This window comes from Methylophaga frappieri (assembly GCF_000260965.1).
Lineage (GTDB): Bacteria > Pseudomonadota > Gammaproteobacteria > Nitrosococcales > Methylophagaceae > Methylophaga > Methylophaga frappieri.
In genome coordinates, this window is the sequence record NC_017856.1 from 68,849 (window position 1) to 91,548 (window position 22,700).

At 44.3% G+C, this 22,700-nt stretch carries 19 protein-coding genes and 3 pseudogenes; 9 read left to right on the forward strand and 13 right to left on the reverse strand.

What is annotated here, in order from left to right:
* The first annotated feature begins 58 nt into the window (after nt 1-58).
* Complete coding sequence (locus Q7C_RS00320) at nt 59-1,195, forward strand: sensor histidine kinase (RefSeq protein WP_014702705.1); 1,137 nt, start codon at nt 59-61, stop codon at nt 1,193-1,195.
* Nucleotides 1,196-1,303: 108 nt separating this feature from the next.
* Here the strand turns inward: Q7C_RS00320 and Q7C_RS00325 are convergent.
* Nucleotides 1,304-1,711 (reverse strand): annotated as a pseudogene (locus tag Q7C_RS00325) (DUF4198 domain-containing protein); the annotation flags it as partial.
* Between the two features lie 149 nt (nt 1,712-1,860).
* On the opposite strand from Q7C_RS00325, the pseudogene Q7C_RS14030 reads away from it, so the two are divergent.
* The 3 genes and pseudogenes from Q7C_RS14030 to Q7C_RS00340 all read left to right on the forward strand — a co-directional run bounded on the left by Q7C_RS14030 (nt 1,861) and on the right by Q7C_RS00340 (nt 4,841).
* A pseudogene (locus Q7C_RS14030) lies at nt 1,861-2,406 on the forward strand (DUF4158 domain-containing protein).
* Complete coding sequence (locus Q7C_RS14035) at nt 2,333-2,674, forward strand: hypothetical protein (protein ID WP_420795009.1); 342 nt, start codon at nt 2,333-2,335, stop codon at nt 2,672-2,674. The pseudogene Q7C_RS14030 and the gene Q7C_RS14035 overlap by 74 nt, the downstream one beginning before the upstream one ends.
* Before the next feature lie 22 nt (nt 2,675-2,696).
* Nucleotides 2,697-4,841, forward strand: coding sequence for a Tn3 family transposase (locus tag Q7C_RS00340; protein ID WP_014702707.1), 2,145 nt, complete (start codon nt 2,697-2,699; stop codon nt 4,839-4,841).
* A gap of 89 nt (nt 4,842-4,930) precedes the next feature.
* On the opposite strand, the gene Q7C_RS13745 is transcribed toward Q7C_RS00340, so the two are convergent.
* Genes Q7C_RS13745 through Q7C_RS00355 form a run of 3 tightly spaced genes read right to left on the reverse strand, consistent with a single transcriptional unit; the run spans nt 4,931 to nt 6,122 of the window.
* Nucleotides 4,931-5,467 (reverse strand): hypothetical protein, encoded by a 537-nt coding sequence (locus tag Q7C_RS13745; protein ID WP_003159187.1) that lies wholly within the window; start codon nt 5,465-5,467, stop codon nt 4,931-4,933.
* An 11-nt stretch (nt 5,468-5,478) separates the two neighbouring features.
* Nucleotides 5,479-5,874: a type II toxin-antitoxin system VapC family toxin gene (locus Q7C_RS00350; protein WP_003159186.1), complete on the reverse strand. Its 396-nt coding sequence runs from the start codon at nt 5,872-5,874 to the stop codon at nt 5,479-5,481.
* Complete coding sequence (locus tag Q7C_RS00355) at nt 5,871-6,122, reverse strand: AbrB/MazE/SpoVT family DNA-binding domain-containing protein (protein WP_003108276.1); 252 nt, start codon at nt 6,120-6,122, stop codon at nt 5,871-5,873. The genes Q7C_RS00350 and Q7C_RS00355 overlap by 4 nt, the downstream gene beginning before the upstream one ends.
* Nucleotides 6,123-6,289: 167 nt before the next feature.
* Between Q7C_RS00355 and Q7C_RS00365 the strand changes: the two are divergent.
* A pseudogene (locus Q7C_RS00365) lies at nt 6,290-9,272 on the forward strand (Tn3-like element ISKox2 family transposase).
* A 78-nt stretch (nt 9,273-9,350) separates the two neighbouring features.
* Here Q7C_RS00365 and Q7C_RS00370 read toward each other — a convergent pair.
* The 6 genes from Q7C_RS00370 to gntA all read right to left on the reverse strand — a co-directional run bounded on the left by Q7C_RS00370 (nt 9,351) and on the right by gntA (nt 15,291).
* Entirely contained in the window at nt 9,351-10,445 is a 1,095-nt protein-coding gene (locus Q7C_RS00370; protein WP_014702710.1) for an ATP-binding protein, read from the reverse strand.
* Between the two features lie 9 nt (nt 10,446-10,454).
* Nucleotides 10,455-11,468, reverse strand: a complete 1,014-nt coding sequence (locus tag Q7C_RS00375) for an SIR2 family protein (protein ID WP_014702711.1) — start codon at nt 11,466-11,468, stop codon at nt 10,455-10,457.
* 383 nt (nt 11,469-11,851) lie between these two features.
* Complete coding sequence (locus tag Q7C_RS00380) at nt 11,852-12,910, reverse strand: SDR family oxidoreductase (protein WP_014702712.1); 1,059 nt, start codon at nt 12,908-12,910, stop codon at nt 11,852-11,854.
* Nucleotides 12,911-12,993: 83 nt separating this feature from the next.
* A complete protein-coding gene (locus Q7C_RS00385) occupies nt 12,994-13,713 on the reverse strand; it encodes a Crp/Fnr family transcriptional regulator (RefSeq protein ID WP_014702713.1) in 720 nt (239 codons plus the stop codon).
* Between the two features lie 256 nt (nt 13,714-13,969).
* Entirely contained in the window at nt 13,970-14,578 is a 609-nt protein-coding gene (locus Q7C_RS00390; RefSeq protein ID WP_014702714.1) for a DUF1989 domain-containing protein, read from the reverse strand.
* Nucleotides 14,575-15,291 (reverse strand): guanitoxin biosynthesis heme-dependent pre-guanitoxin N-hydroxylase GntA, encoded by a 717-nt coding sequence (gntA, locus tag Q7C_RS00395; RefSeq protein ID WP_014702715.1) that lies wholly within the window; start codon nt 15,289-15,291, stop codon nt 14,575-14,577. Before gntA ends, Q7C_RS00390 begins: the two co-directional genes overlap by 4 nt.
* Nucleotides 15,292-15,781: 490 nt before the next feature.
* Between gntA and Q7C_RS13805 the strand changes: the two genes are divergently transcribed.
* Entirely contained in the window at nt 15,782-15,937 is a 156-nt protein-coding gene (locus tag Q7C_RS13805) for a hexameric tyrosine-coordinated heme protein (protein ID WP_014702717.1), read from the forward strand.
* A gap of 33 nt (nt 15,938-15,970) precedes the next feature.
* Here Q7C_RS13805 and Q7C_RS00405 read toward each other — a convergent pair whose 3' ends face one another.
* On the reverse strand, nt 15,971-17,173 hold the full coding sequence (locus Q7C_RS00405) for an NnrS family protein (protein ID WP_014702718.1): 1,203 nt from the start codon (nt 17,171-17,173) through the stop codon (nt 15,971-15,973).
* A gap of 36 nt (nt 17,174-17,209) precedes the next feature.
* Complete coding sequence (nirK, locus tag Q7C_RS13230) at nt 17,210-18,523, reverse strand: copper-containing nitrite reductase (RefSeq protein ID WP_083839432.1); 1,314 nt, start codon at nt 18,521-18,523, stop codon at nt 17,210-17,212.
* 391 nt (nt 18,524-18,914) lie between these two features.
* Here nirK and Q7C_RS00415 point away from each other — a divergent pair, with 391 nt between their 5' ends.
* A complete protein-coding gene (locus tag Q7C_RS00415) occupies nt 18,915-19,265 on the forward strand; it encodes a DUF3147 family protein (protein ID WP_041366300.1) in 351 nt (116 codons plus the stop codon).
* Nucleotides 19,266-19,312: 47 nt separating this feature from the next.
* Here the strand turns inward: Q7C_RS00415 and norR are convergent, their stop codons facing one another.
* Nucleotides 19,313-20,890, reverse strand: a complete 1,578-nt coding sequence (gene norR / locus Q7C_RS00420; RefSeq protein WP_014702721.1) for a nitric oxide reductase transcriptional regulator NorR — start codon at nt 20,888-20,890, stop codon at nt 19,313-19,315.
* Between the two features lie 166 nt (nt 20,891-21,056).
* Here norR and hmpA point away from each other — a divergent pair, with 166 nt between their 5' ends.
* Both hmpA and Q7C_RS00430 read left to right on the forward strand, forming a co-directional pair.
* A complete protein-coding gene (gene hmpA / locus Q7C_RS00425) occupies nt 21,057-22,274 on the forward strand; it encodes an NO-inducible flavohemoprotein (protein WP_274377657.1) in 1,218 nt (405 codons plus the stop codon).
* Nucleotides 22,275-22,391: 117 nt separating this feature from the next.
* The gene (locus Q7C_RS00430; RefSeq protein WP_041366301.1) at nt 22,392-22,700 is read left to right on the forward strand and encodes a hypothetical protein; all 309 of its coding nucleotides are present in this window, start codon (nt 22,392-22,394) and stop codon (nt 22,698-22,700) included.

Genomic DNA, 22,700 nt, shown 5'->3' on the forward strand with positions numbered 1-22,700 from the left:
AATCATTAATTTATGGGTGTTTTACTTTGGGTGGCGGGATGCCGCAAAGGCTTATAAAATGAACCCACGTTCTTCGGCAGCGTCTTCAATATCTTTAGTAGAAGAAAGTTTTTCAGAAAAATTTTCAGCGATATTGACCGACGATAATCATAATTCCAGCGGTTTTCTGGATCTCTTGCCTGATGCAGTCGCATATTTCAATAAAGACGGTGTCATTACTGTTACCAATCAATTATTCGACCAGTTTGTTGCGGCATATAATTTTCAAGCCCCACGACCATTCACTCGTCATATATTTGAAAAATTCTTAAATGAGATTGCGTTAGCGGGTAGTCAGCTCAATATCGACCGCACGCCTCCTGATAACAACATTTCAGAACCGTTAAAATGTATTGTGTTACTTGCAAACCCGCAGCCAATGGTTATCGAAAAAACCGTTCAATACGCCCATAATGACAATATTGCCGGGTTGATTCACCTCCGTGATATTACTCGTAGTTACCACCTTGAAAAAACCAAAACACAGTTTTTGTGTACGACGGCTCATGAGTTGCGGGCACCACTGGCCGTTATATATGGTTATGCCGAGTTAATGGCTAATTACCAGTTTGAACCAGATGACGAGCAGAACATGGTATCCGTGGTTTATCAAGAAACGGCCAGAATGCTCAAAATCCTCAATGATTTATTGGATTTAGCTAAAATTGAAGCGCAGCACCCATCTGAACTTGAGTTAGAAAAACACTTGCTTTCGGATTTGATTAACAACGTGCTTGAAGTGCAAAGTCTGGCTCTGGAAAATCATGTCATTAGCGTTGACGCTCAGGAAGAACTCGCAATTTATTGCGACAAAACCAAGATCCAACAGCTTTTGATTAACCTGCTAACCAACGCCGCAAAATACTCTGAAGCAGGCAGCAACATAGCCATTCAAGTGTCCACGGAGCGCCGTCAGGAACAATCAGGAATCAGGCTGGAAATTGCTGATCAAGGGATTGGTATTTCACCAGAAAATCTGACTCGGATTTTTGATCATTTCTTTCGGGCTGACGCATCCCGCTCTGTATCTGGAAGTGGCTTGGGTATGAGTATCGTCAAAGAAATTGTCAAATTGCACAAGGGTACAATCGATATACACAGTCAAATAAACCAAGGAACGCAGGTTATAGTGTGGTTACCTGCAGGTACTCCCTGATCTGTTCATAAGTCAGCTCAATTGGCGTACTGTTTTCTCTCAATTGTTATCGTTTCAGACTGATGCAGTAATCCGGCACAGTCATCTGTACCGGATTACCCCTAAAACTTACAGTGCTTGTACTTCAAACACGGCTGAATAGTTGGCACTTCTCTCTTTAGCAGGGGCTTTGGCATTCTCGTCACTGTATTCCATTTCCAGGTAATACAAGCCCGCCTCTTCAAATGTGATATTGATATTTCCGTCATTATCCGTGCTGGTTTTAATGGCTTTAGCCTCGTTACGATATTTCTCGCCATCTTTGACAATAACAACATCACCACCGCTGACTGGCTGGCCATTCAGCATGAACTGCATTGTCGCCTCTTCGCCGGTATACAGATCATTAGGATGCGTAACCGGGTTTAATTCGATGCCTTTGCCTGTCATTTTGATTTCTGATGGTTTACCGAGGCTGACAAAGACTTCAATACGGCGTGAAGAGTCGATAACTCTCAACTCATTGGCCTCTTTGGGTACGGCTTTGTGGGGTTCTAGGGATTTTCCCCTCTAAAGTAACATAAATCGCCATACTCACCATATTTAAAGGCATACAAAGGTGGGTTACTTCTCCAAAGTATGGCAAATTATGAGGTTAACAACCCCTTAAACTTAATTTAATTCCTATGGCTATAAAAAACGAACTATCAATTCTTACCAAAGCTGAGCAGCTTGATCTATATTCTCCGCCGCTATTATCACTTGAACAACAACGATTGTATTTTACGCCAAACGAGATCGAGTTAACAGAGTTGAAAAGTATTCGCCTAAGGAACCACCGATGCTATTTCATTGCGTTATTAGGGGTATTTTTAAGTCTAAGCCTGTGATTCTTTCACCTAGCTTTAACCTCATCTTTGACGATATGCAGTTTATTTCAACGCAAGTTCAAGGAGGCAAAGGGATCAGGCCTCAGCATTAATAAGATGCAGCGTGACCGTATATATCAAAGAATACTGAGGTTATTAAACTATCAGAAATGGGACGAAAGTCTGCACTTTGCGCCGCTGTACGAACATCTTGTTATGGTCGGCAAAGCTTGGCTTGAGCCTCGTTATCTATTCGATGCAGCCGCTGAATATCTAGCAACGCATAGAATTGCCATCCCTAAATATACTGTCTTACAAGCTTATCAGTCGTGTTATCCAACAGGTCAAGAAGGCGTTAAATAATAAGCTTCGTATTCATGTTTCATCTGAACTACACGGATTTCTAAATACTATTATCGATGACAAAGATGGGCTCTCCTTAAGCCAGCTTCGAGCCGGTGCAAAAAGCGTTATGGTGACAGAGCTAAAAAAAGAACTGACGGTGTATCATCAGTTACAGCCTTATACAAGACAGATTGATAATGCTGTTAAGGGCTTAGCCTTATCGTCTAAAAACCAACAACACTTCGGTGAAATGGTGGATTATTATGGCAGTAAACTAACGCTTTAAGCGTCCACAGCAACACCTATGGTTGCTGTGTTTTCTGACTCAACGCATACGGCAAAGCCTAGAGCGATTGGCTGATGGGTTTATTCATCATATCCGTAAACAACAAGAAGCTGCGCATGCGTTTGCCCAACAGGCAGTGTTTGACTCATGGAGGTCAGCTGCAGACAATGTCACCAAAGCCGCAGAATTACTGCATCTGTTTGTTGATGACAGTATCGACGATAATCAACCATTTGCAACGGTTAGGCAACAAGCATTAAGTGTAATGAATAACCAAGATATAGAAACGCTATGCCTGTACTTAAAAAAGCAAAAACGCACGGTAGAAGAATATCAATGGCAATATTATGATGATCAAAACGGGTTAATTGAGCAGTTATTAAGGCCCGTGTTTCTATGTCTTGAATGCCAAGCAGGTAAAGGCTCAGAAGCATTAGTGACCCAGCTCAAAACCACAAAAACAGAACTATTAGCAGGTAATACATTGCAAACAATGGATAGTACACTTATCCAACAAAAACATCGTCCATGGTTAATTAACAAGGATGTTGTTCATCCACAGCGATACGAATGGTTGCTTTACCGTCAACTGGCTTCTCGGCTTAATGGTCGAATTTACTTATCAAACGTCACTAAATATCGTGCGCTAGAAGACGACTTAATTGCATCGTCAATACAGCCTGATCTATTGGCATCATCAACATTGGAAAAGCTAAAGCAGCCGATTCAGAAGCTACTGCAAGTAAAACAAATACGCTTAACAACATCCCTAGAAGATGTTGCTCGTCACATTGATAATGGTGATAACCGCAATGTGATCATGAAGAGCCGAAGTGGCACACGATGGCGACTGCCAGTTAAAGGCTCCCAATCACTTGTCAACAACCCTTTCTTTAAACAAATGATCCCCGTCAGTATTGCTGATGTGTTGCGTTATGTTGAACAAGAAACCAACTTTATGCAATGCTTCGCACACGTGCTGCCAATACAAAAACAAGTAGGCGCCAATCAGGATGATTTATTGGCTATTCTAATTGCGAATGCGACACATCGCGGCGTATATGGGATGGCACAAATATCTGATCGCAGTTATGAGCATCTAAGCACTATACAAGCTAATTATATTAGGCCTGAAACCTTGCAAGAGGCTAGTGATATCATCAATAACGCAGTAGCGGCACTCCCTATTTTCCGCCACTATCACATCCAAGAAGACGTCCTGCACGCCAGTACCGATGGGCAAAAATTTGAAACTCACCTTGAGACTTTTAAAACTCGCTACTCCTCGAAATACTTCGGCACCAACAAAGGTATTACGGCCATGACGTTAGTTGCCAATCATAGTGCGTTAAATGCCCGTATCATAGGATCTAATGAGCATGAGTCCCATTATATTTACGACTTACTACAATCTAATACTAGTGATCTTAAGCCAGATGTCCTCTCAACCGACACCCATGGTGTTAATCATGTTAATTATGCCTTATTGGATTTATGCGGTTATAGTTTTGCGCCTAGGTATGCTCAGTTCACCAGTGTGATCAATGACCTATTTAACGTAACTGAAAGCGACGACGGAAACACGCATCTGGCGCTGAAAAAGCCGATAAAAATGAATGTGATTGAAGAAGGCTGGCAGGATATTCAGCGTATTGTGTTATCCCTTCAAGAAAAACGCACAACACAGGCATTGCTAGTACGCAAATTATCTGGTTATCCATCTAGACACCCTATATTACAAGCATTAACGGAATATAATAGGCTCATCAAAGCCCAATATTTACTTGATTATATTGATGATGCAAGTCTGCGCCAATATGTTCAACGAGCACTGAACCGAGGCGAAGCCTGGCATTTCCTCAGGCGAGCTATTGCATCGGTCAATCGTGACCAGTTCCGTGGAAAAAACGAATCAGAAATAGTCGTCTGGAACGAGTGTGCCCGTTTGACGGCAAATGCTATTATCTACTTTAACTCGATGATCCTAAGTCATCTATTACTGCACTTTGAAGAAGTTGGTGACGAGGAAAAAGCAGCAATAACTCGACAAGTATCACCCGTTGCATGGCAGAACATTAATCTGAGCGGCACTTATCAGTTCGCTAGTAACCGCAAACTACCTGATTTACAGGAAATAACTAGGCCTATTGTTGAAAATGAAGTCTAAAATGAAAGGTAACCCAGCTCCACAAGCCATTAACTGCGAGGGTTGTGGCGATTTATGTTACTTTAGAGGGGAAAATCCCTAGAACCCCATCAACCGGCAAGCTGCTTGATGCGCTCGGCCAGGCGGCCGAAAGCCTCGTTCACGTATTCCAGCACCTTGGGTTCTGCGCCCTGCGTGCGCAGCGAGTCTTTGAAGGCTTCCAGGTCGGACAGCCATTGCCGATGCAGGCGGCCCAGCTCGTCGAGCTGAGGCCGGAAGTCTTGGAGACTGCCGCTCGCACGAAACGCCTGGTAGCCACGCTCAAGCGTGGCCGCCGTGGTCAGCAGTTGCGCGCCCATTTGCTTGTGCTGTTCGGAGAACTCGGCCATGCCGTCATAGGGCCGCGAAGCCTTGCGGCGCTCGGCTTCGGATGCCTCTTCCATGATGCGGGCGTAGCGGTAGAACCCTGGGAACTCGCGGGACAGCGCCATGAGCTGCTGATCGGATGTGCCGACCCAAATCCTGTGCAGGTCAGGCCCGTACCCCATCATGCGATTGATGATGGCATGGGCCTCGCTGACACCCTGGGCGGCAAGCTGCTGCATGTGTTGGTCGATCTTCGCGGCCAGTCGGCGGAATTCGTTCATGCTCATGTCCGTCACAAAAGGCGCGTTGATTGCCCTTGCGCCGTGAGAAGTGCCACCGCCTTCTTATCGAAGGAAACGAAGGTTTCCCCGCCAAGCCAGTTGCCTTCGTAGGCAATGACGCCATCGGCAAAGTCTCCGCCCGCGTCGAGCACCAGCAAGCCAGCCTCCACGGCAGGCCGGTTCACTTCCACATTCGCGGCGGCCAGTAGTGCCCGGATCGCGCTGGCCGCGTCGGCTTGCTGGAAGCCGTAGACACGCAGCAGCACCCAAACAAATTCGCATAGGCACGGCAGCGCGACCGCGATCAACTCGGCGTCGGTCAAGACTGCGGCGGCAACGTCCGCTTGTGCGGGATCGTCACGCACAACCGCACGCACAAGGACGTTGGTATCGACTGCGACCTTCATTGCTTACCTGCCCAGCCTTGCGCCGCCGCCTCGTTGATTTCTTCGATGGTGGCAACCTTCTGCGTCTTGCCCGCGAGCAGGCCGACAAAGCTGGCTATCGTCCCTGCGGGCCGTGCCGCCTTGAGCACGCCCCGACCGTCTGGCAACAAGTCCAGCTCGATCTTGTCGCCTGGCCTGATGCCGAGGTGTTGCAGTACGTCCTTCCGAAACGTCACTTGTCCCCGTGCGGTAACGGTCAATGTGGTCATGGTGGTTTGCCCTCGCAATCAAGGTTGATGGGGTTCTAGGGATTTTCCCCTCTAAAGTAACATAAATCGCCATACTCACCATATTTAAAGGCATACAAAGGTGGGTTACTTCTCCAAAGTATGGCAAATTATGAGGTTAACAACCCCTTAAACTTAATTTAATTCCTATGGCTATAAAAAACGAACTATCAATTCTTACCAAAGCTGAGCAGCTTGATCTATATTCTCCGCCGCTATTATCACTTGAACAACAACGATTGTATTTTACGCCAAACGAGATCGAGTTAACAGAGTTGAAAAGTATTCGCCTAAGGAACCACCGATGCTATTTCATTGCGTTATTAGGGTATTTTAAGTCTAAGCCTGTGATTCTTTCACCTAGCTTTAACCTCATCTTTGACGATATGCAGTTTATTTCAACGCAAGTTCAAGGAGGCAAAGGGATCAGGCCTTTCAGCATTAATAAGATGCAGCGTGACCGTATATATCAAAGAATACTGAGGTTATTAAACTATCAGAAATGGGACGAAAGTCTGCACTTTGCGCCGCTGTACGAACATCTTGTTATGGTCGGCAAAGCTTGGCTTGAGCCTCGTTATCTATTCGATGCAGCCGCTGAATATCTAGCAACGCATAGAATTGCCATCCCTAAATATACTGTCTTACAAAAGCTTATCAGTCGTGTTATCCAACAGGTCAAGAAGGCGTTAAATAATAAGCTTCGTATTCATGTTTCATCTGAACTACACGGATTTCTAAATACTATTATCGATGACAAAGATGGGCTCTCCTTAAGCCAGCTTCGAGCCGGTGCAAAAAGCGTTATGGTGACAGAGCTAAAAAGACTGACGGTGTATCATCAGTTACAGCCTTATACAAGACAGATTGATAATGCTGTTAAGGGCTTAGCCTTATCGTACTAAAAACCAACAACACTTCGGTGAAATGGTGGATTATTATGGCAGTAAACTAAAACGCTTTAAGCGTCCACAGCAACACCTATGGTTGCTGTGTTTTCTGACTCAACGCATACGGCAAAGCCTAGAGCGATTGGCTGATGGGTTTATTCATCATATCCGTAAACAACAAGAAGCTGCGCATGCGTTTGCCCAACAGGCAGTGTTTGACTCATGGAGGTCAGCTGCAGACAATGTCACCAAAGCCGCAGAATTACTGCATCTGTTTGTTGATGACAGTATCGACGATAATCAACCATTTGCAACGGTTAGGCAACAAGCATTAAGTGTAATGAATAACCAAGATATAGAAACGCTATGCCTGTACTTAAAAAAGCAAAAACGCACGGTAGAAGAATATCAATGGCAATATTATGATGATCAAAACGGGTTAATTGAGCAGTTATTAAGGCCCGTGTTTCTATGTCTTGAATGCCAAGCAGGTAAAGGCTCAGAAGCATTAGTGACCCAGCTCAAAACCACAAAAACAGAACTATTAGCAGGTAATACATTGCAAACAATGGATAGTACACTTATCCAACAAAAACATCGTCCATGGTTAATTAACAAGGATGTTGTTCATCCACAGCGATACGAATGGTTGCTTTACCGTCAACTGGCTTCTCGGCTTAATGGTCGAATTTACTTATCAAACGTCACTAAATATCGTGCGCTAGAAGACGACTTAATTGCATCGTCAATACAGCCTGATCTATTGGCATCATCAACATTGGAAAAGCTAAAGCAGCCGATTCAGAAGCTACTGCAAGTAAAACAAATACGCTTAACAACATCCCTAGAAGATGTTGCTCGTCACATTGATAATGGTGATAACCGCAATGTGATCATGAAGAGCCGAAGTGGCACACGATGGCGACTGCCAGTTAAAGGCTCCCAATCACTTGTCAACAACCCTTTCTTTAAACAAATGATCCCCGTCAGTATTGCTGATGTGTTGCGTTATGTTGAACAAGAAACCAACTTTATGCAATGCTTCGCACACGTGCTGCCAATACAAAAACAAGTAGGCGCCAATCAGGATGATTTATTGGCTATTCTAATTGCGAATGCGACACATCGCGGCGTATATGGGATGGCACAAATATCTGATCGCAGTTATGAGCATCTAAGCACTATACAAGCTAATTATATTAGGCCTGAAACCTTGCAAGAGGCTAGTGATATCATCAATAACGCAGTAGCGGCACTCCCTATTTTCCGCCACTATCACATCCAAGAAGACGTCCTGCACGCCAGTACCGATGGGCAAAAATTTGAAACTCACCTTGAGACTTTTAAAACTCGCTACTCCTCGAAATACTTCGGCACCAACAAAGGTATTACGGCCATGACGTTAGTTGCCAATCATAGTGCGTTAAATGCCCGTATCATAGGATCTAATGAGCATGAGTCCCATTATATTTACGACTTACTACAATCTAATACTAGTGATCTTAAGCCAGATGTCCTCTCAACCGACACCCATGGTGTTAATCATGTTAATTATGCCTTATTGGATTTATGCGGTTATAGTTTTGCGCCTAGGTATGCTCAGTTCACCAGTGTGATCAATGACCTATTTAACGTAACTGAAAGCGACGACGGAAACACGCATCTGGCGCTGAAAAAGCCGATAAAAATGAATGTGATTGAAGAAGGCTGGCAGGATATTCAGCGTATTGTGTTATCCCTTCAAGAAAAACGCACAACACAGGCATTGCTAGTACGCAAATTATCTGGTTATCCATCTAGACACCCTATATTACAAGCATTAACGGAATATAATAGGCTCATCAAAGCCCAATATTTACTTGATTATATTGATGATGCAAGTCTGCGCCAATATGTTCAACGAGCACTGAACCGAGGCGAAGCCTGGCATTTCCTCAGGCGAGCTATTGCATCGGTCAATCGTGACCAGTTCCGTGGAAAAAACGAATCAGAAATAGTCGTCTGGAACGAGTGTGCCCGTTTGACGGCAAATGCTATTATCTACTTTAACTCGATGATCCTAAGTCATCTATTACTGCACTTTGAAGAAGTTGGTGACGAGGAAAAAGCAGCAATAACTCGACAAGTATCACCCGTTGCATGGCAGAACATTAATCTGAGCGGCACTTATCAGTTCGCTAGTAACCGCAAACTACCTGATTTACAGGAAATAACTAGGCCTATTGTTGAAAATGAAGTCTAAAATGAAAGGTAACCCAGCTCCACAAGCCATTAACTGCGAGGGTTGTGGCGATTTATGTTACTTTAGAGGGGAAAATCCCTAGAACCCCAGCCAGGAAAAATCCAGAACGTCTCCGCCGCCATTGAACATAAAGCCAAGGCGCCGATCAGAGATTTTGTTCTCAAGACGGGAAATCATGCGGGAAAGCTTTCCGTTGAAATCGCCTTGCTTTTCACCACGAGCGCCTGGAACCATCTCTACGTTGATGTCATTCAACCTGCCCATGAGAAAATCTAGTTTGAAGGGGACCGGGCTATCGACGGTGAAGTGCTTCAGTACATCTGTCTGGCCGCCATCTTCCAGGTATTTTTGTTTCGCCTGATTGATCTCACGCGCCATGATCATGGCCTGGTTGGGCGCATTCTGGTCGCTTCGATCAACGAACATGGATACGAGTGCTTCGTACGAAAGTAGCCAGTAAGGCAGGTATAGAACACCGTCATCAATGGTGCGTTTAGCCTCAACATCTGCGGGCCCGGCCACCTTGAAGTGCTGAATGCCTGGGTCTACCAATGGTGAGTATTCACCATGAAGATCAAAAACAATGGCGTTAGCCGTAGAGAGTCCTGCCATTTGCTCAATAATCTTGGCTGTCGTCCAGGACTTACCTGACCCGGTACTGCCGCCGATGAAGGCGTGACGCTGGAAAAACTTATTACCGTTGAGATAGGCAACAGCGTGTTCGTCCAACGTGTATTTGCCCAGCGTCAGGGCATTACCATCTGCTGAGATGCTAGAGAGAGTCCGCATAAAGCCGGTAAGGTTTTCGCCCTCTAGCGAAAAGCAATTCGCATCAATTTCTGGAACACTTTCCAGAGTGCGGCGAAATACATTTTCTCTTTCTCCATCACGATCCAGCATCGTGCCAATCAGGGCGATTTTGCACAGGTTCAGTTCGGAGGTCTGCTCGCTGATGCCATCATTTGCAATGTCCTCGATACCACGCTTACGGGTCACCTGGGTGATGAGCCCGATGAGATGCTGTCCAGGCCTGCTGCTTTGGAGCACGGCCAGATGGTTGACTTGCAACCTTTTGAGTTGGTCGATATTTTCTACGTCCACGATGACGTTTGTCGTATCGACGGAGGCCACCTTTCCAAGAGCGTCTTCATCCCTAAAATTAAATATCGGCATATCTTCTTCCTACATAATGAGTGACAGGTAACCCTCAAGACTCCATAAGTTTTTTTCAACAGTTACAGGAGTCTTATCTAAAGAGGAGTAGATGATGGACTGGTCGTCTGTAGCACCCCGCTCTATTGCTAGGCAATTTTTCGCCTTGCCGTCCGTAATTAGTTTTCTGGCCGCATCTGAAAGCGCATATGTAATAATCGTGATCGGGGTATTCAGACGCTGACATCTCGCCATGAGTTTTGGCTGAATGTGCTCGTCATTGAAGCCGTATCCAATGCAAAGGTAAGAGTTCGCCGCAGTAATGGCTTGGTCTGCATTGTTGATGATTGAGCGGTATGGTTCTAAATGTGTCGTTTGATATTTCTGAGTGCCTGGAGTCACTATTTCCGGCTTGTAGTTGACAGGGATACCTTGAATATTTGAAAGAGCCACAATGTCTTCGAGCGGCGATTTAAACCAGTCCAGCGAGCCGTGAACCTTCCAGATATTGACTCTGCGGGCAGAATTTATCTCATTCGGTGCAGCCAGTTGTCGAAAAAAACCGTGCGTGAAGCCCGTATAATGGTGAATTCGCTCCTGATCACAGGCGTATTCGGCGAGTCTGTCGTAATTCGTAGTAACAATGTTTAATTTGGTAAGACTGCTTTTGAACATGTGGCTCAACAGTCGGCTAAGCGGAAAAATCGCTTGGTTCTGAAGGCTTCGGTTGAAAATGTGAATGTCTTCAGCGTTGATGAGCGACCAGGTTGCTCTGATAATTCTGGAAGTTAGCTCTTCTGTAACAGCCACCTGATGCAGCGCCGACTCCAGATCAACGCCAGCATTCAAGACCTCACAGAATTTCTCCCAGACGTCTATCTCTCCAGCGGATAATCCAGAAATGTCGGTATTTTCAGTCAAATGCTTCGCAAGCGCCCACATGCCAGAAATGCCATGGGCAGCCGATGCACCGCTGCCCAGGATGATAAGGGGAGCCTTGTTGTAATAATCCTGTGCTTGTTTTTGGTAGTTCACATCTGACATATCATCTTCGCCATTAATTCTCTGCATCCTTCTTGCTGGATTTTCAGCACATCGATAACTTTTACTCGCTCTAAAAGTCTGTTAATGGGGTCTTTGACCTCATAATTATCAGGCATAAAAACTAATCGTGAATGATTCACGATTAGTTTTTGCTATTTGGGAGAGATATAAATGTGGGCTGGGCTTCCATGTCTTGCTCAATCAAGTCAGATGGTTTTGAGTTTACCCACAATCGATATGGTTATACAAAGTTTTGTGATGTATTGGTTTTTAGATTCAGAATACTCAAGTTATCTTTAGATAGGTTCATCTTTATCGTGTGCCTATGCCCTACCTTGCGTCGCTGAGACCTATCGGGCTTATGACTTACCAAACTTTTAAGATCAGGGAATTATTTTCTCAGCACGCAGACGATCAAACAGGTCAAAAAATGCAGCTCTTGTTTCGCGGAAATGATCAAAACCAAATTCACGAGATTTAGTCGTATCGTTGACGCATTCTTGATCCCGGCCCAGGTCTGCATCGGTATGCCACCAGGAAGCCAATTTGCTAATGTCCGGCTCAATCAAATCATGCTTTCTAGCAATTTCACGCCAGATCAAATCTGCTTCGCCCATCTGCACTTCCAATGGCTGCGGCGTTTCAGGACAATCCGCGACTTCGAGACCGAAATACTCACCAATCTCACGCCACATGCGTCTCCAGCGAAAAACGTCACCATTAACCGTATTGAATTCCTGATTTGCTGCGCCTGGAGTTGTGGCGGCCCACTCCATCTGGCGCGCCAGAACCAGTGCATCGGTCATATCAGTCAGTGCGTTCCATTGAATTTTCGAACCTGGAAACACAAAAGGTTTGTCTTTTTCCCTGCAGATCGTGGCATAGACGGCAAGTGTTGTTCCCATGTTCATAGCGTTACCGCGGGCGTAGCCAATCACTGTATGTGGACGATGCACGTTCCAGGTAAAGCCTTGTCGTTCGGCAGTTTCGAACAGCACATCTTCCAGCGCGTAGTAAAAGTTGTCGCCGGGAACACGCGGTTCGGATTCACGGAACGGGGTCTCGGTGCGACCGCTACCGTATGCTTCGAATGAACCGAGATACTGCTTGGTTCCAGTGACTAGTGAGCCGTGCTGTAGGTCGGCATCTTCGAGCGCCTCGAACAGGTTACGCATCATGGCACTGTTGGCTTCAATGTTAGCTTTTTCATTGTCGCGACGGATCCATGTGCAGTAGAAAACATGGGTGATCGGCAGACCAACCAACGCATCTCGGGTAGCCGACTCATCAAGCAGATCTGCGGTAACTGGAATCACGCCACTCTGTTCAGTCGCGCGACGTGAAAGCCCGAATACCGTCCATCCACTGGCAACCAAATATGAAGCTAGATTACCACCCGTTATTCCGGTGGCGCCGACGACTAGTGCGATACCTTTACGCATGAGATTTCTCCTTTCGGAAATGGTTTCGGCCCACATAAGCCGCATGAAGTACACAGCACAACCAACGCTGAGAGCTGTATTATTTACTGGACTTCGTTATATTTCATTAATCTGTCTGTTTCTACTTTGACAATCTGATAACATTCGCAGACGCGGTTTTCTAAACCTTCGCGATCCAATACGGTAATTTTCCCACGGACATAACGGATCAAACCGTCACGTTGTAAACTACATGCTGCTTCTGTGACACCTTCACGGCGAACGCCCAACATATTGGAAATCAGCTCCTGGGTCATGGTGAGTTCATTTGAGGGTAACCGATCCAAGCTTAATAATAACCATCGGCATAATTGCTGATCGACCGTATGGTGTCGATTACATACCGCTGTTTGCGCCATCTGAGTTATCAGTGACTGTGTATAACGCAACAACAGCCGCTGTAACTTTCCCGCTCGAAAAAACTCCTTTTTCAATAGTTTCCCAGTCAACTTGTAAGCAAATCCCTCACTCTGTACCAATGCCCAACTGGAAGTAGTTTCGCCTCCCAAAAACAATGAGATACCGACAATGCCTTCTTTGCCCACTACTGCAATTTCGGTTGAAGCGCCGCTTTCCGTTAAATGTAATAAAGACACCATCGCTGTGGTTGGAAAATACACATGCTTAATCTGTTTATCAGGAGAATGAAGTACCTCTCCCAACGGTAGCTTCACCAGCTCTAAATTCGGAAAGACTCGTTTACGTTCTTCCTCTGTCAGCGCTGCCAGAAGGTAATTATGACTGGGGTATTGTTCTAATTTCATAGGCTCGCAACACAAATATCCATGAATATCTGTTTATCTAGCGATTATTCCTCTCACATTGCGTGTCAGTCATTCCTTCCTTTCAAACTTGATCCTTATTCAAGGGTAAGCTATCGCACACAATTCAAAAAAAACAATATTTCAATTTCTCCGTGTTTGTTGGAAAACATAATACATACAACTTTTGCTGTTACCTTTAATCCAAAAAAATCTAGGAATAACAAATCACCTCTTCAAGCAAAATAGCCTTGGCATGCTAACTTCCGTGGCGCAAAACTTGAAAATCAATTGGCTTGTAGCAAAAGTTGTTTGACTGCCCAGCGGAGCATGCAGTCATCGCCACCACGAGTGGCATCTCTGCTCGCAGGCGAACGAAATCCCCTGCTTTGCTGAGTGGCGGAAGCACGCTGAACTCACCAGTTTTGGCATCTACCGCAACATACATAAAAACGTTAAAAGCGATGGGAATGCGATCGACTCCGATATTGTAAGGTGCCAGTGCTGCCACAAGATTTCCCTCACAACCCGGCCGTCCTTCATTCTCACCGTAGATGATCTTGAAGGTATCTTTTGAACAAGGTGTTAAGGTAAAGTCGTGTCGGCCACAGGTGTCTTCCATGATAGTGAACATGGGGCGGCTACGATTCGAGTACAACACGTCGCCTGTTGTAAGCCATAGACGTGAGGCATAATCGAGCGAACGACCTGAGGACAAATACTCTTCATGATTGGTTTGCTCAAAAGCGACCAGGTCACTTACTTGTTGACCATCGGGATCGATAATTACCAGCTCATCACCCGTGGCAAGTTCGACCGACTGTGCAGAGCAAGGCTGAATTCTAATTGTCTCTAAGTCCGTATTCATAACTTCTCCTTAAAATCAAAAGGACACTGCCAGTCCTTCTCTACCTCACGACCACTATATTGCCTGGCCTCACTTGCCTCCCCGAAATCTGCCAGATTGGGATTGATCGACCCTTGCAATTCGATATCGCGGGAACGAGTAGCCGCTTGCATTTTCTCAAAACGTCCGTCTTCTCTGAGCCTCTCGAACTGACGGTGAGAATTGAACACCAATACCGGACGCTTGAAACGTCTGGCAAGTCGCGAAGCATTTGGATGAAGCCCAATCAGGAAGAACGGATGTCCCGACATGCTCAGGCTAAATCGTGAGCTTTCTGTATCATTACTGACATCGTCGGCTGGTAAATTGCCTGCCAAAACATCAAGTTTGTGGATTCGCCACAATTGCGACCACATTAATGACTCAAAACGATGCTCGCTCATATTGAACGGTCCACGGAATATTGCGACAAAAGAATGCACTATGTCGCTGTCGGACACGTTTGTCTCGATCATGTCAACAAATTCAGAAAGCCCATCTGCAATGGCTTGGTCATTGTCGGGATCGCCCAATGTTCCGAACTCATGCGTTTCAATCGAGTCATGGGCTAACGCTGACTTTGCACCCACACAGGGAAAGGCATTGTCATCCAGAAACGCTAAAAAGCTCTCGCCTATTTCTGTAATGGGCTTTTGATTTTTTTCAATTGTTTGAGAATATTCGTTACGTATCATTAGTTTATCTTTAATTCGCAAATTAATAACAGCGAAAGACACTTATAGCCACAGTGGTGAAGGTATCTTAGGCATTACTTGAGTTTGAAATACAAACCCGCGAATAAATACTAACGTTCGTTGCGAAGATAGTATGTACGGTTCCTAACCCAGCTAGTCGATATTTCCCCTTAATTTTTTGGTTATAAGCAAGGGGCTGGTAACCGTCATAAAGAGTTTGAATTAGACGTAAATCGATTGATGCTCGATATGTTTATTTACAGGTTATTTTTGATTTTATTGCAGATTTTTATTAACTGCTTGACCTCAGTTTCATTCAAGCCAGTAGCACACAATGCCAGCTTGGCAATGTTTTCTCCTTCATCAGCAAACTCACGTCCCTATTTTTTATGACATTGCCATTGTTAATGCCAATTAACCTTTCTGCCAATATCTACCCACTTTAATTACCGAAACACCCTATGAAGGTCGTCAGCTAGCCATTAAATTGGTGCGAAAAACCATTGGAACAATTCAAACCGATCCTGCTGCAAAACATCGTGTAAGAGCGAAGTATGCTGAAGATCCTGCACTATTAATGGTTGCTGCTGAGCTTGTGGCAATAGAATTTAAAACAATAGCCATTTGCCAACGATTATTGGCGTAAATAAGCAGCTAAACAAACAGCGTAGTTATGCCGTTAACCTGGTTTACCATCGGGTCTGGGTGTCGTTAAAATCGGAAAATAAAGAATGATATACAGTAAGTAAGCAGTAGCCCATGCAAGGACGCTAAACCATAACCAAAAAGAAATTTGCGTTGGTAACAGCCAAATCATCAGTGTTCGAATTAAGCCGACGGCAATAATGAAAATAAATGCTAATGAGATTAAACGTTTTGGCGTTAATGATCTGCCGCTGTGTCCTAGTGATACGCGAGACATCATACTGAGAATCATTGTGCCCATGGCACCCGCGGTTAATGCATGTAAGGCAACACTATAGGGCATGTCGAGACCGGCATAATATGCTGAAAACATAATCAGTCCCAGCGGGATGAACCAATAGCCTATATGCAAAGACCAAAGCAGTGGCACGCGGAAGGTGACCCAAATTTTCCATCTAAACCCACGAATAAATACCAGTATTGCCGAAACAGCGAACAACAAACTCAGAAGATTAGATGGAATCAATTTTGTCAGCATTAAAAAATGTAAGGCAAATAGCAGCCAAACACTTGTAAGTGCAGTTTTATCCAACCAGGCAATGTTGTTTACTTTGGATGTTTGAGTACCGTTTGCGGTAAACATTGGAATAACACGACCACCAATCACTGTCATTAATAATGTGATCAACAATACGGCACTAAGGCTGCCAGTTTGTTGAATATCCGGGCGTTCCATCACCAGCCCTGCGTACATTACTGCATTGCAGATAGTCAGTAATAACAGTACTGGAATAAAAAATAAGCTTTTAGTTTGTTTAGCTCGCAAAATGGGGTTCGCCAATAAATAGGCGCTTACCGGTAAAAAACTTAGATCAATCGCTATCACTAACCATAAAGGTAACCCAGCACCAAATAGCAATGCCAGCCTTCCAGCCAGCCATAACATGACAATTACTAACAGTGTTTTGCCATGTGGTGCTCGCTGACCTGTCCAGCTCTGCACTGCGGTTAATAAAAATCCAATCACTATCGCTGCAACATAGCCGAAGATCATTTCGTGGCTATGCCAGAACAGTTGATTGCCAACAAACTGGAAGTTGATATGACCAGATATGATCAAGCCCCACAACAACATGGCAATCACACTGAAGGCTGCCCCAAACAGAAATAGCGGTCTAAACGCCTGACGAAATAAGGGCACAATGGCTTTTTCGCTTTCTGATAATTCTGGCGTCATAGATACAAATCCAATTTTAAATTTACAGCATTCACATTAATTGTTGATTTCCACTTTTTCAAAAATGCTGGGATCTTTTTCTCCAATCACTTCAATTACCCCCCACGCCCCTTTATCAGTTCTCATCAATGCATGATCAACCAGAACATAATGACCAGGATAATCGACCGTAAACTCGACGATAGTGGCCCCACCGGCCGGGATATTCGTGGTTTGAACATTCTTGAACTGAGCACCATTCATTGATGCTTCCGGATAGACCGTGTCAAAAATCTCGCCTACTAAATGAAATGAGGAATTCATCGCCACGCCACCATTGCCGACATACAGTCTGACGGTATCACCTACATTAACCTGCATGTTGTCCACAACGGCACCGGTGCGCCCGTTAAACACCACATATTCAGGTTGTGAATCGAGCATTTTTTTAGCGTCAAATACCTGCAGGCCTTTTCTGCCAATAGCACCTGTGGTGTAGAGCTCACCTTGCATCAGATAAAACTCTTTATCCACGACAGGTAAGCCTGCTTCAGGTTCAACCAGAATCAAGCCATACATACCATGGGTCATATGTACCGCCATATTTGGCACAGCGCAGTGATAAACAAATAGCCCTGGATTAAGTGTCTTGAATCGTATGGTTTTACTTTCACCAGGCTCAACTACTGTTGCTTCGCCACCACCGCCAGGGCCAGTGACGGCATGAAGATCAATGTTATGTTGATGCAGACTGGTACTGTGATTATGTAATGTGAGCTCGACTGTATCGCCCTCTTTAACCCGAATCATTGGTCCGGGAACCGTCCCGTTAAACGTCCAGTAATTAAACGTAATCCCTGGAGCAAGTTCAGCCAGAACTTCTTTGGTTTCCAAGGTGATTTTAGTTACATTTCCTGAAGTGTTCGTCTGGGAAACAACTGGTTCAGGCACATTATTGGGATCATGCGCAATATCCTCAATCCACTCAAATTGACCAATATGCCTAAAGAAGGTCAGCACATTATTCAACGGCAAACCCGGACCTTTTCCAGGGCCATATGATTCAACGTACATCGGGTATTGAAACATATACATTCTGCCTATCGAAACAGACAGAAATAGGGCTATGCCCACAATAAATATCACCATGGAAATAACATATGCACGGGAATGCATCTGATGGATCAGTCGCATAAAGAAAAATAGCGACGCTGTGGCGGCGATAACAAAACCGAACATCTGTATCAAACTGGTTTTGAGATAAGCCAATAAGGAAAAGCCACCTAGAGCTAATATCACCATTAGACTGAGTAATAATGCTGTGGTCACGGTGATAACCAAAACATTTGAGAGCCGGTATAAATTCATCATTATTCCTGTTTAGATTTACCCGAGTCATAAACGAGTCGTATGAATATAACAATAATTAACCATTCAACACCGTTATTAGATATTTGATGGATAGGTGAAATTTGGTTTTACTCTAAAAGGTAAGAACCCCCAAATTACTAGCTGCAACATGTCAAAATGATTCTCAAGAAAGGCATGCTTGCATAAGCCAAACAGTAGGGCTGGCGATTAGTATTGCTTGAATGTATTAATTATAAAGATCAATAACTTAGTTTGTATTTAAGGGGTAGGATTTTGTCAGAGTCATAATTAGAAATGTGCATTAGAGTGCAATGCATTTAATTCTGCTAAAACGCTGTCTTGTGTAATAGAGTGTGACGATATAGATCGTGTAAATTTTATGGAGCTTCCTATGTGGTACTACTTCACCAAAGTTTTGGTCAGCGCATTTATGATCGTCGCGATTTCAGAAGTTGCCAAACGAAGTTCTCTTATAGGAGCAATTCTCGCGTCTGTACCAATGATTTCTCTTATCGCGATTATTTGGTTGTATCACGAAACCGGTGATACGGCCAAAATTAGCGTACTGGCAAGCAATATTTTCTGGCTGGTTATCCCCTCACTGGCTCTGTTTTTGACTTTACCGGTACTACTCAAAAGTGGCTTAGGTTTTTACTGGAGTTTATCTATCTCAATCTGTGTGACAATTATTTGTTATTTCGCCATGCTCGCTTCACTGCGTTTCATGGGTATAAATATCTGAAAAACATTACTTTTCGTTATTTACAAAGTTCATCCGAGATGCTTCATTTATGAAGTTTTAACAACAGATTTTTTAACCGAAATCCCAAGTCGTTTTGCCATTCTGACCAGGTTGGCCCGATCGGTTTTCAAGGCTCTGGCTGCTTCACTCCAGTTTCCATCGACCTGTGTTACGGCGGTTAAGATGCAGTGTTTTTGAAACTCATTGGTTGCGGTTTTGAGATCGAAATCATTGTCGATTAAAGAATACTGTTCAGTTTTTGCGTTTAAGTTATCTGCTTTTTGATTTGCGGGTAATTCAAGAAATTCTCGATTCAATGAAATGATGCCGGTGGCAGTAGGCTTGGCGTTGGCTTTTAATGACGCCCGGCTGATCACATGCTCCAACTCACGAACATTGCCCGGCCAGGAATAGCTCCTTAGGGCCAGCTCTGCATCCTGAGTTAGACGTAACTGTCTTATGCCTAATTTCCGACTGGTTTTTTCCAGAAAGTAACCCGCCAACAATAAAACATCCTGCTCCCGGTCTTTTAACGGCGGCACTTTGATGGGATAGACTGATAAACGGTGATAAAGATCGGCTCTGAAACGTCCCTGTCTTACTTCTTCTTCCAGATTTCTATTGGTGGCGGCAATCACTCGGACATCAACCTGTTCAACATTGTCTTTGCCAACGGGTTGTATTTCCCCACTTTGCAACACCCGTAGCAGTTTACTTTGCACCGCCAAAGGCAATTCACCCACTTCATCAAGAAACAGACTGCCACGATGGGCTAATTGAAATTTACCGGCCCTTTCACGATCCGCTCCGGTGAAAGCGCCTTTGGTATGGCCAAACAACTCGGATTCAGCCAATGTTTCCGGCAAAGAAGCACAGTTAATGTGGACTAAGGGTTGGTCTTTACGTAATGACAATTGATGCACAGTACGTGCGACCAGCTCTTTCCCTACGCCGGTTTCACCAGTGATAAGCACGGTATAGTCCGAACCGGCGACCAGCTGAATTTCATTTTTCAAGGTCTGCATCGCAGTGCTTTGACCTATCAGCTCTCCCCCATCTTTTAATAACGCCTCCTGAGTCAGTTCCTGCACCAGTTGCTGGGCATGCTGGGCACTGATTTCAAGCTTTTTAAATTCCAGAGCGGTTTTTAAGGTGGCTGCAGACAAAGCTGCTATCAGTTCCAGCGTTTTTGAACTGATAGTGTTAAAACTTCCTGCCTGTAAACTGTCGATAGTCACCAGACCAATGACTTTCTGATCCGAATACAAGGGCAAACCCATGCAGGAATGTACTGGCAGATCACCAGTTCTGGCTAATAACAATCCATCATAAGGATCGGGTAAATCACAGTTATCCGGGAAAATAAGCGGTTTGCTGGCATTGCAAAGTTGTTGAAGTCTGGGATGTTCGCTCAGAAAAAAACGTCGACCTAAAACTTCAGAGGACAAGCCTTGGATGGCTAATGGTGTCAGCAGGTTTTCATGCAGACCCAATAAGGCCACAGCATCACATTTAATCGCTTTACGAATAGAAGCCAGCAATCGGTCAAATCGATCATCATTATTGATGCTATTGGCAAGATCCAATGCCACTTCAAGTAATAAGGTTGAATCAAATTCTTGCATAGCCACCTCAAGTAACAATTAATGTCAATTTAGCACGATAAGGTCAAAAAGACTTATTTATCTATATGTCATTTTGACACGTTAAGTTATATATAAAAATCTATCACATTGATTTATAACTATTTAAATAAATGGCACAACCTCTGCAATCACTTTAACGAATCAGTTGTTTGTATTAGTTAAGAGGTTATTTATGTTAGATAACAGAACCATTGAAATTGTAAAAAGTACTATCCCATTATTAGAAGATGCCGGGGTTGAAGTCACCGATCATTTTTACAAACGCATGTTCAGTCATAACCCTGAATTAAAAGATATTTTTAACCTTGCTAATCAGGCCACCGGAAGACAGCAGTTTGCCTTGTTCAGCGCCGTTGCGATGTACGCTAAGCATATTGATGATCTGGGTGCTTTAGGCGAATTGGTGGAAAGAGTTGCCCATAAACATGTCAGTTTTGATATTCAGCCAGACCAGTATCAAATTGTCGGCCATCATTTGATTGAAACACTACGAGAGATGGCGCCTAATGAATTTTCTGATGAAGTGGCCGAGGCATGGGTGAAGGCCTATGGGTTACTGGCCAACGTATTGATTGGCCGCGAACACGAAATTTACAGCGATTACCAAACGAAAGCAGGTGGTTGGACTGGTTCACGTTTATTTGAAGTTAAGGATAAAACACCTGAATCAGACCTGGTGACCAGCTTTACCTTTGTTCCTGTAGACGGTGGTGAGATTGCCAACTATCAACCTGGTCAATATCTTGCCGTTAAAGTAAAACCTGAGCGGGCGGAGAATGTTGAAATCAGACAATATTCCATTTCTGATAAATTTAATGGCGAAAGTTACCGGATCAGCGTCAAACGTGAATCTCAGCCACTAGCAGGTTTGGTTTCTAATCACTTACACGACGCCGTACAAGTTGGTGACCATATAGAGCTAATGCCACCCACAGGTGATTTCTTTTTAGCCCATTTAGATAAACCGACAGTGTTGATCTCTGCAGGTGTTGGCATCACCCCGATGATGGCAATGCTGGAAACCCTGCTTGCAAGCCAGACCGAGCAACCCATCTGGTTTTTACATGCCTGTGACAATAAAAATCAACACACCTATGGTAAGCAACTGAAAACAAAAGAAAACCAGCTGGATAAGCTGCATTATTACTATTGGTATAAGCAGGATGATTCTGATGATGAGAAAGCGCTTAGTGGTTTGCTTAATTTAGATCGTCTGCAGTTTGAGCTGCCCCTGACTGACGGACATTTTTATATATGCGGTCCCGTCGAATTCATGCGCTTTATCAAACAGCAACTGGTGGATTTAAATGTTGCTGCAGAGCAGATTCATTATGAAGTGTTTGGTCCGCATAGCGATATTTAAAAATTCAGTGGAGAGCGTTACAGCTCTCCACTTTCCTGTGTAAATACCTGCATCTTGACGCAATCTTCATCTGCACTGGCGTAAAAACTTTATTGCCAATGTTAATCAGGATGCCTTATGAAAAATATCTATATCGCTTTATTCTTCAGCGGAATTGGAGTGCTTGCGTTCTCCGCTCAGGCCGAACAACCAAACGACACACAGATATGTGAAGACTGGGCCAGCAAAGCCGGCTCGTATATGTTGTTTCGACAAATGAATACACCGATACAGGAGGCCATGGAAAATGCGATGGGCAATGTTACACGTGGTTTACTGCTTAGTGCCTACCAACAACCAGTAGAGGAAACCAACGAAGGCAAGCAAAAAGCTATTGATGATTTTAAAAGCCAAACCTATCAAGAGTGTATTTTACAAATGGAATAA

Excerpts from the sequence above, each read along its gene's own strand:
- Q7C_RS00320 (WP_014702705.1), top strand. The coding sequence starts at position 59 with ATGAACCCACGTTCTTCGGCAGCGTCTTCAATATCTTTAGTAGAAGAA.
- Q7C_RS13745 (WP_003159187.1), bottom strand. The coding sequence starts at position 5,467 with ATGAACGAATTCCGCCGACTGGCCGCGAAGATCGACCAACACATGCAG.
- Q7C_RS00350 (WP_003159186.1), bottom strand. The coding sequence starts at position 5,874 with ATGAAGGTCGCAGTCGATACCAACGTCCTTGTGCGTGCGGTTGTGCGT.
- Q7C_RS00355 (WP_003108276.1), bottom strand. The coding sequence starts at position 6,122 with ATGACCACATTGACCGTTACCGCACGGGGACAAGTGACGTTTCGGAAG.
- Q7C_RS00370 (WP_014702710.1), bottom strand. The coding sequence starts at position 10,445 with ATGCCGATATTTAATTTTAGGGATGAAGACGCTCTTGGAAAGGTGGCC.
- Q7C_RS00375 (WP_014702711.1), bottom strand. The coding sequence starts at position 11,468 with ATGTCAGATGTGAACTACCAAAAACAAGCACAGGATTATTACAACAAG.
- Q7C_RS00380 (WP_014702712.1), bottom strand. The coding sequence starts at position 12,910 with ATGCGTAAAGGTATCGCACTAGTCGTCGGCGCCACCGGAATAACGGGT.
- Q7C_RS00385 (WP_014702713.1), bottom strand. The coding sequence starts at position 13,713 with ATGAAATTAGAACAATACCCCAGTCATAATTACCTTCTGGCAGCGCTG.
- Q7C_RS00390 (WP_014702714.1), bottom strand. The coding sequence starts at position 14,578 with ATGAATACGGACTTAGAGACAATTAGAATTCAGCCTTGCTCTGCACAG.
- gntA (WP_014702715.1), bottom strand. The coding sequence starts at position 15,291 with ATGATACGTAACGAATATTCTCAAACAATTGAAAAAAATCAAAAGCCC.
- Q7C_RS00405 (WP_014702718.1), bottom strand. The coding sequence starts at position 17,173 with ATGACGCCAGAATTATCAGAAAGCGAAAAAGCCATTGTGCCCTTATTT.
- nirK (WP_083839432.1), bottom strand. The coding sequence starts at position 18,523 with ATGATGAATTTATACCGGCTCTCAAATGTTTTGGTTATCACCGTGACC.
- Q7C_RS00415 (WP_041366300.1), top strand. The coding sequence starts at position 18,915 with ATGTGGTACTACTTCACCAAAGTTTTGGTCAGCGCATTTATGATCGTC.
- norR (WP_014702721.1), bottom strand. The coding sequence starts at position 20,890 with ATGCAAGAATTTGATTCAACCTTATTACTTGAAGTGGCATTGGATCTT.
- Q7C_RS00430 (WP_041366301.1), top strand. The coding sequence starts at position 22,392 with ATGAAAAATATCTATATCGCTTTATTCTTCAGCGGAATTGGAGTGCTT.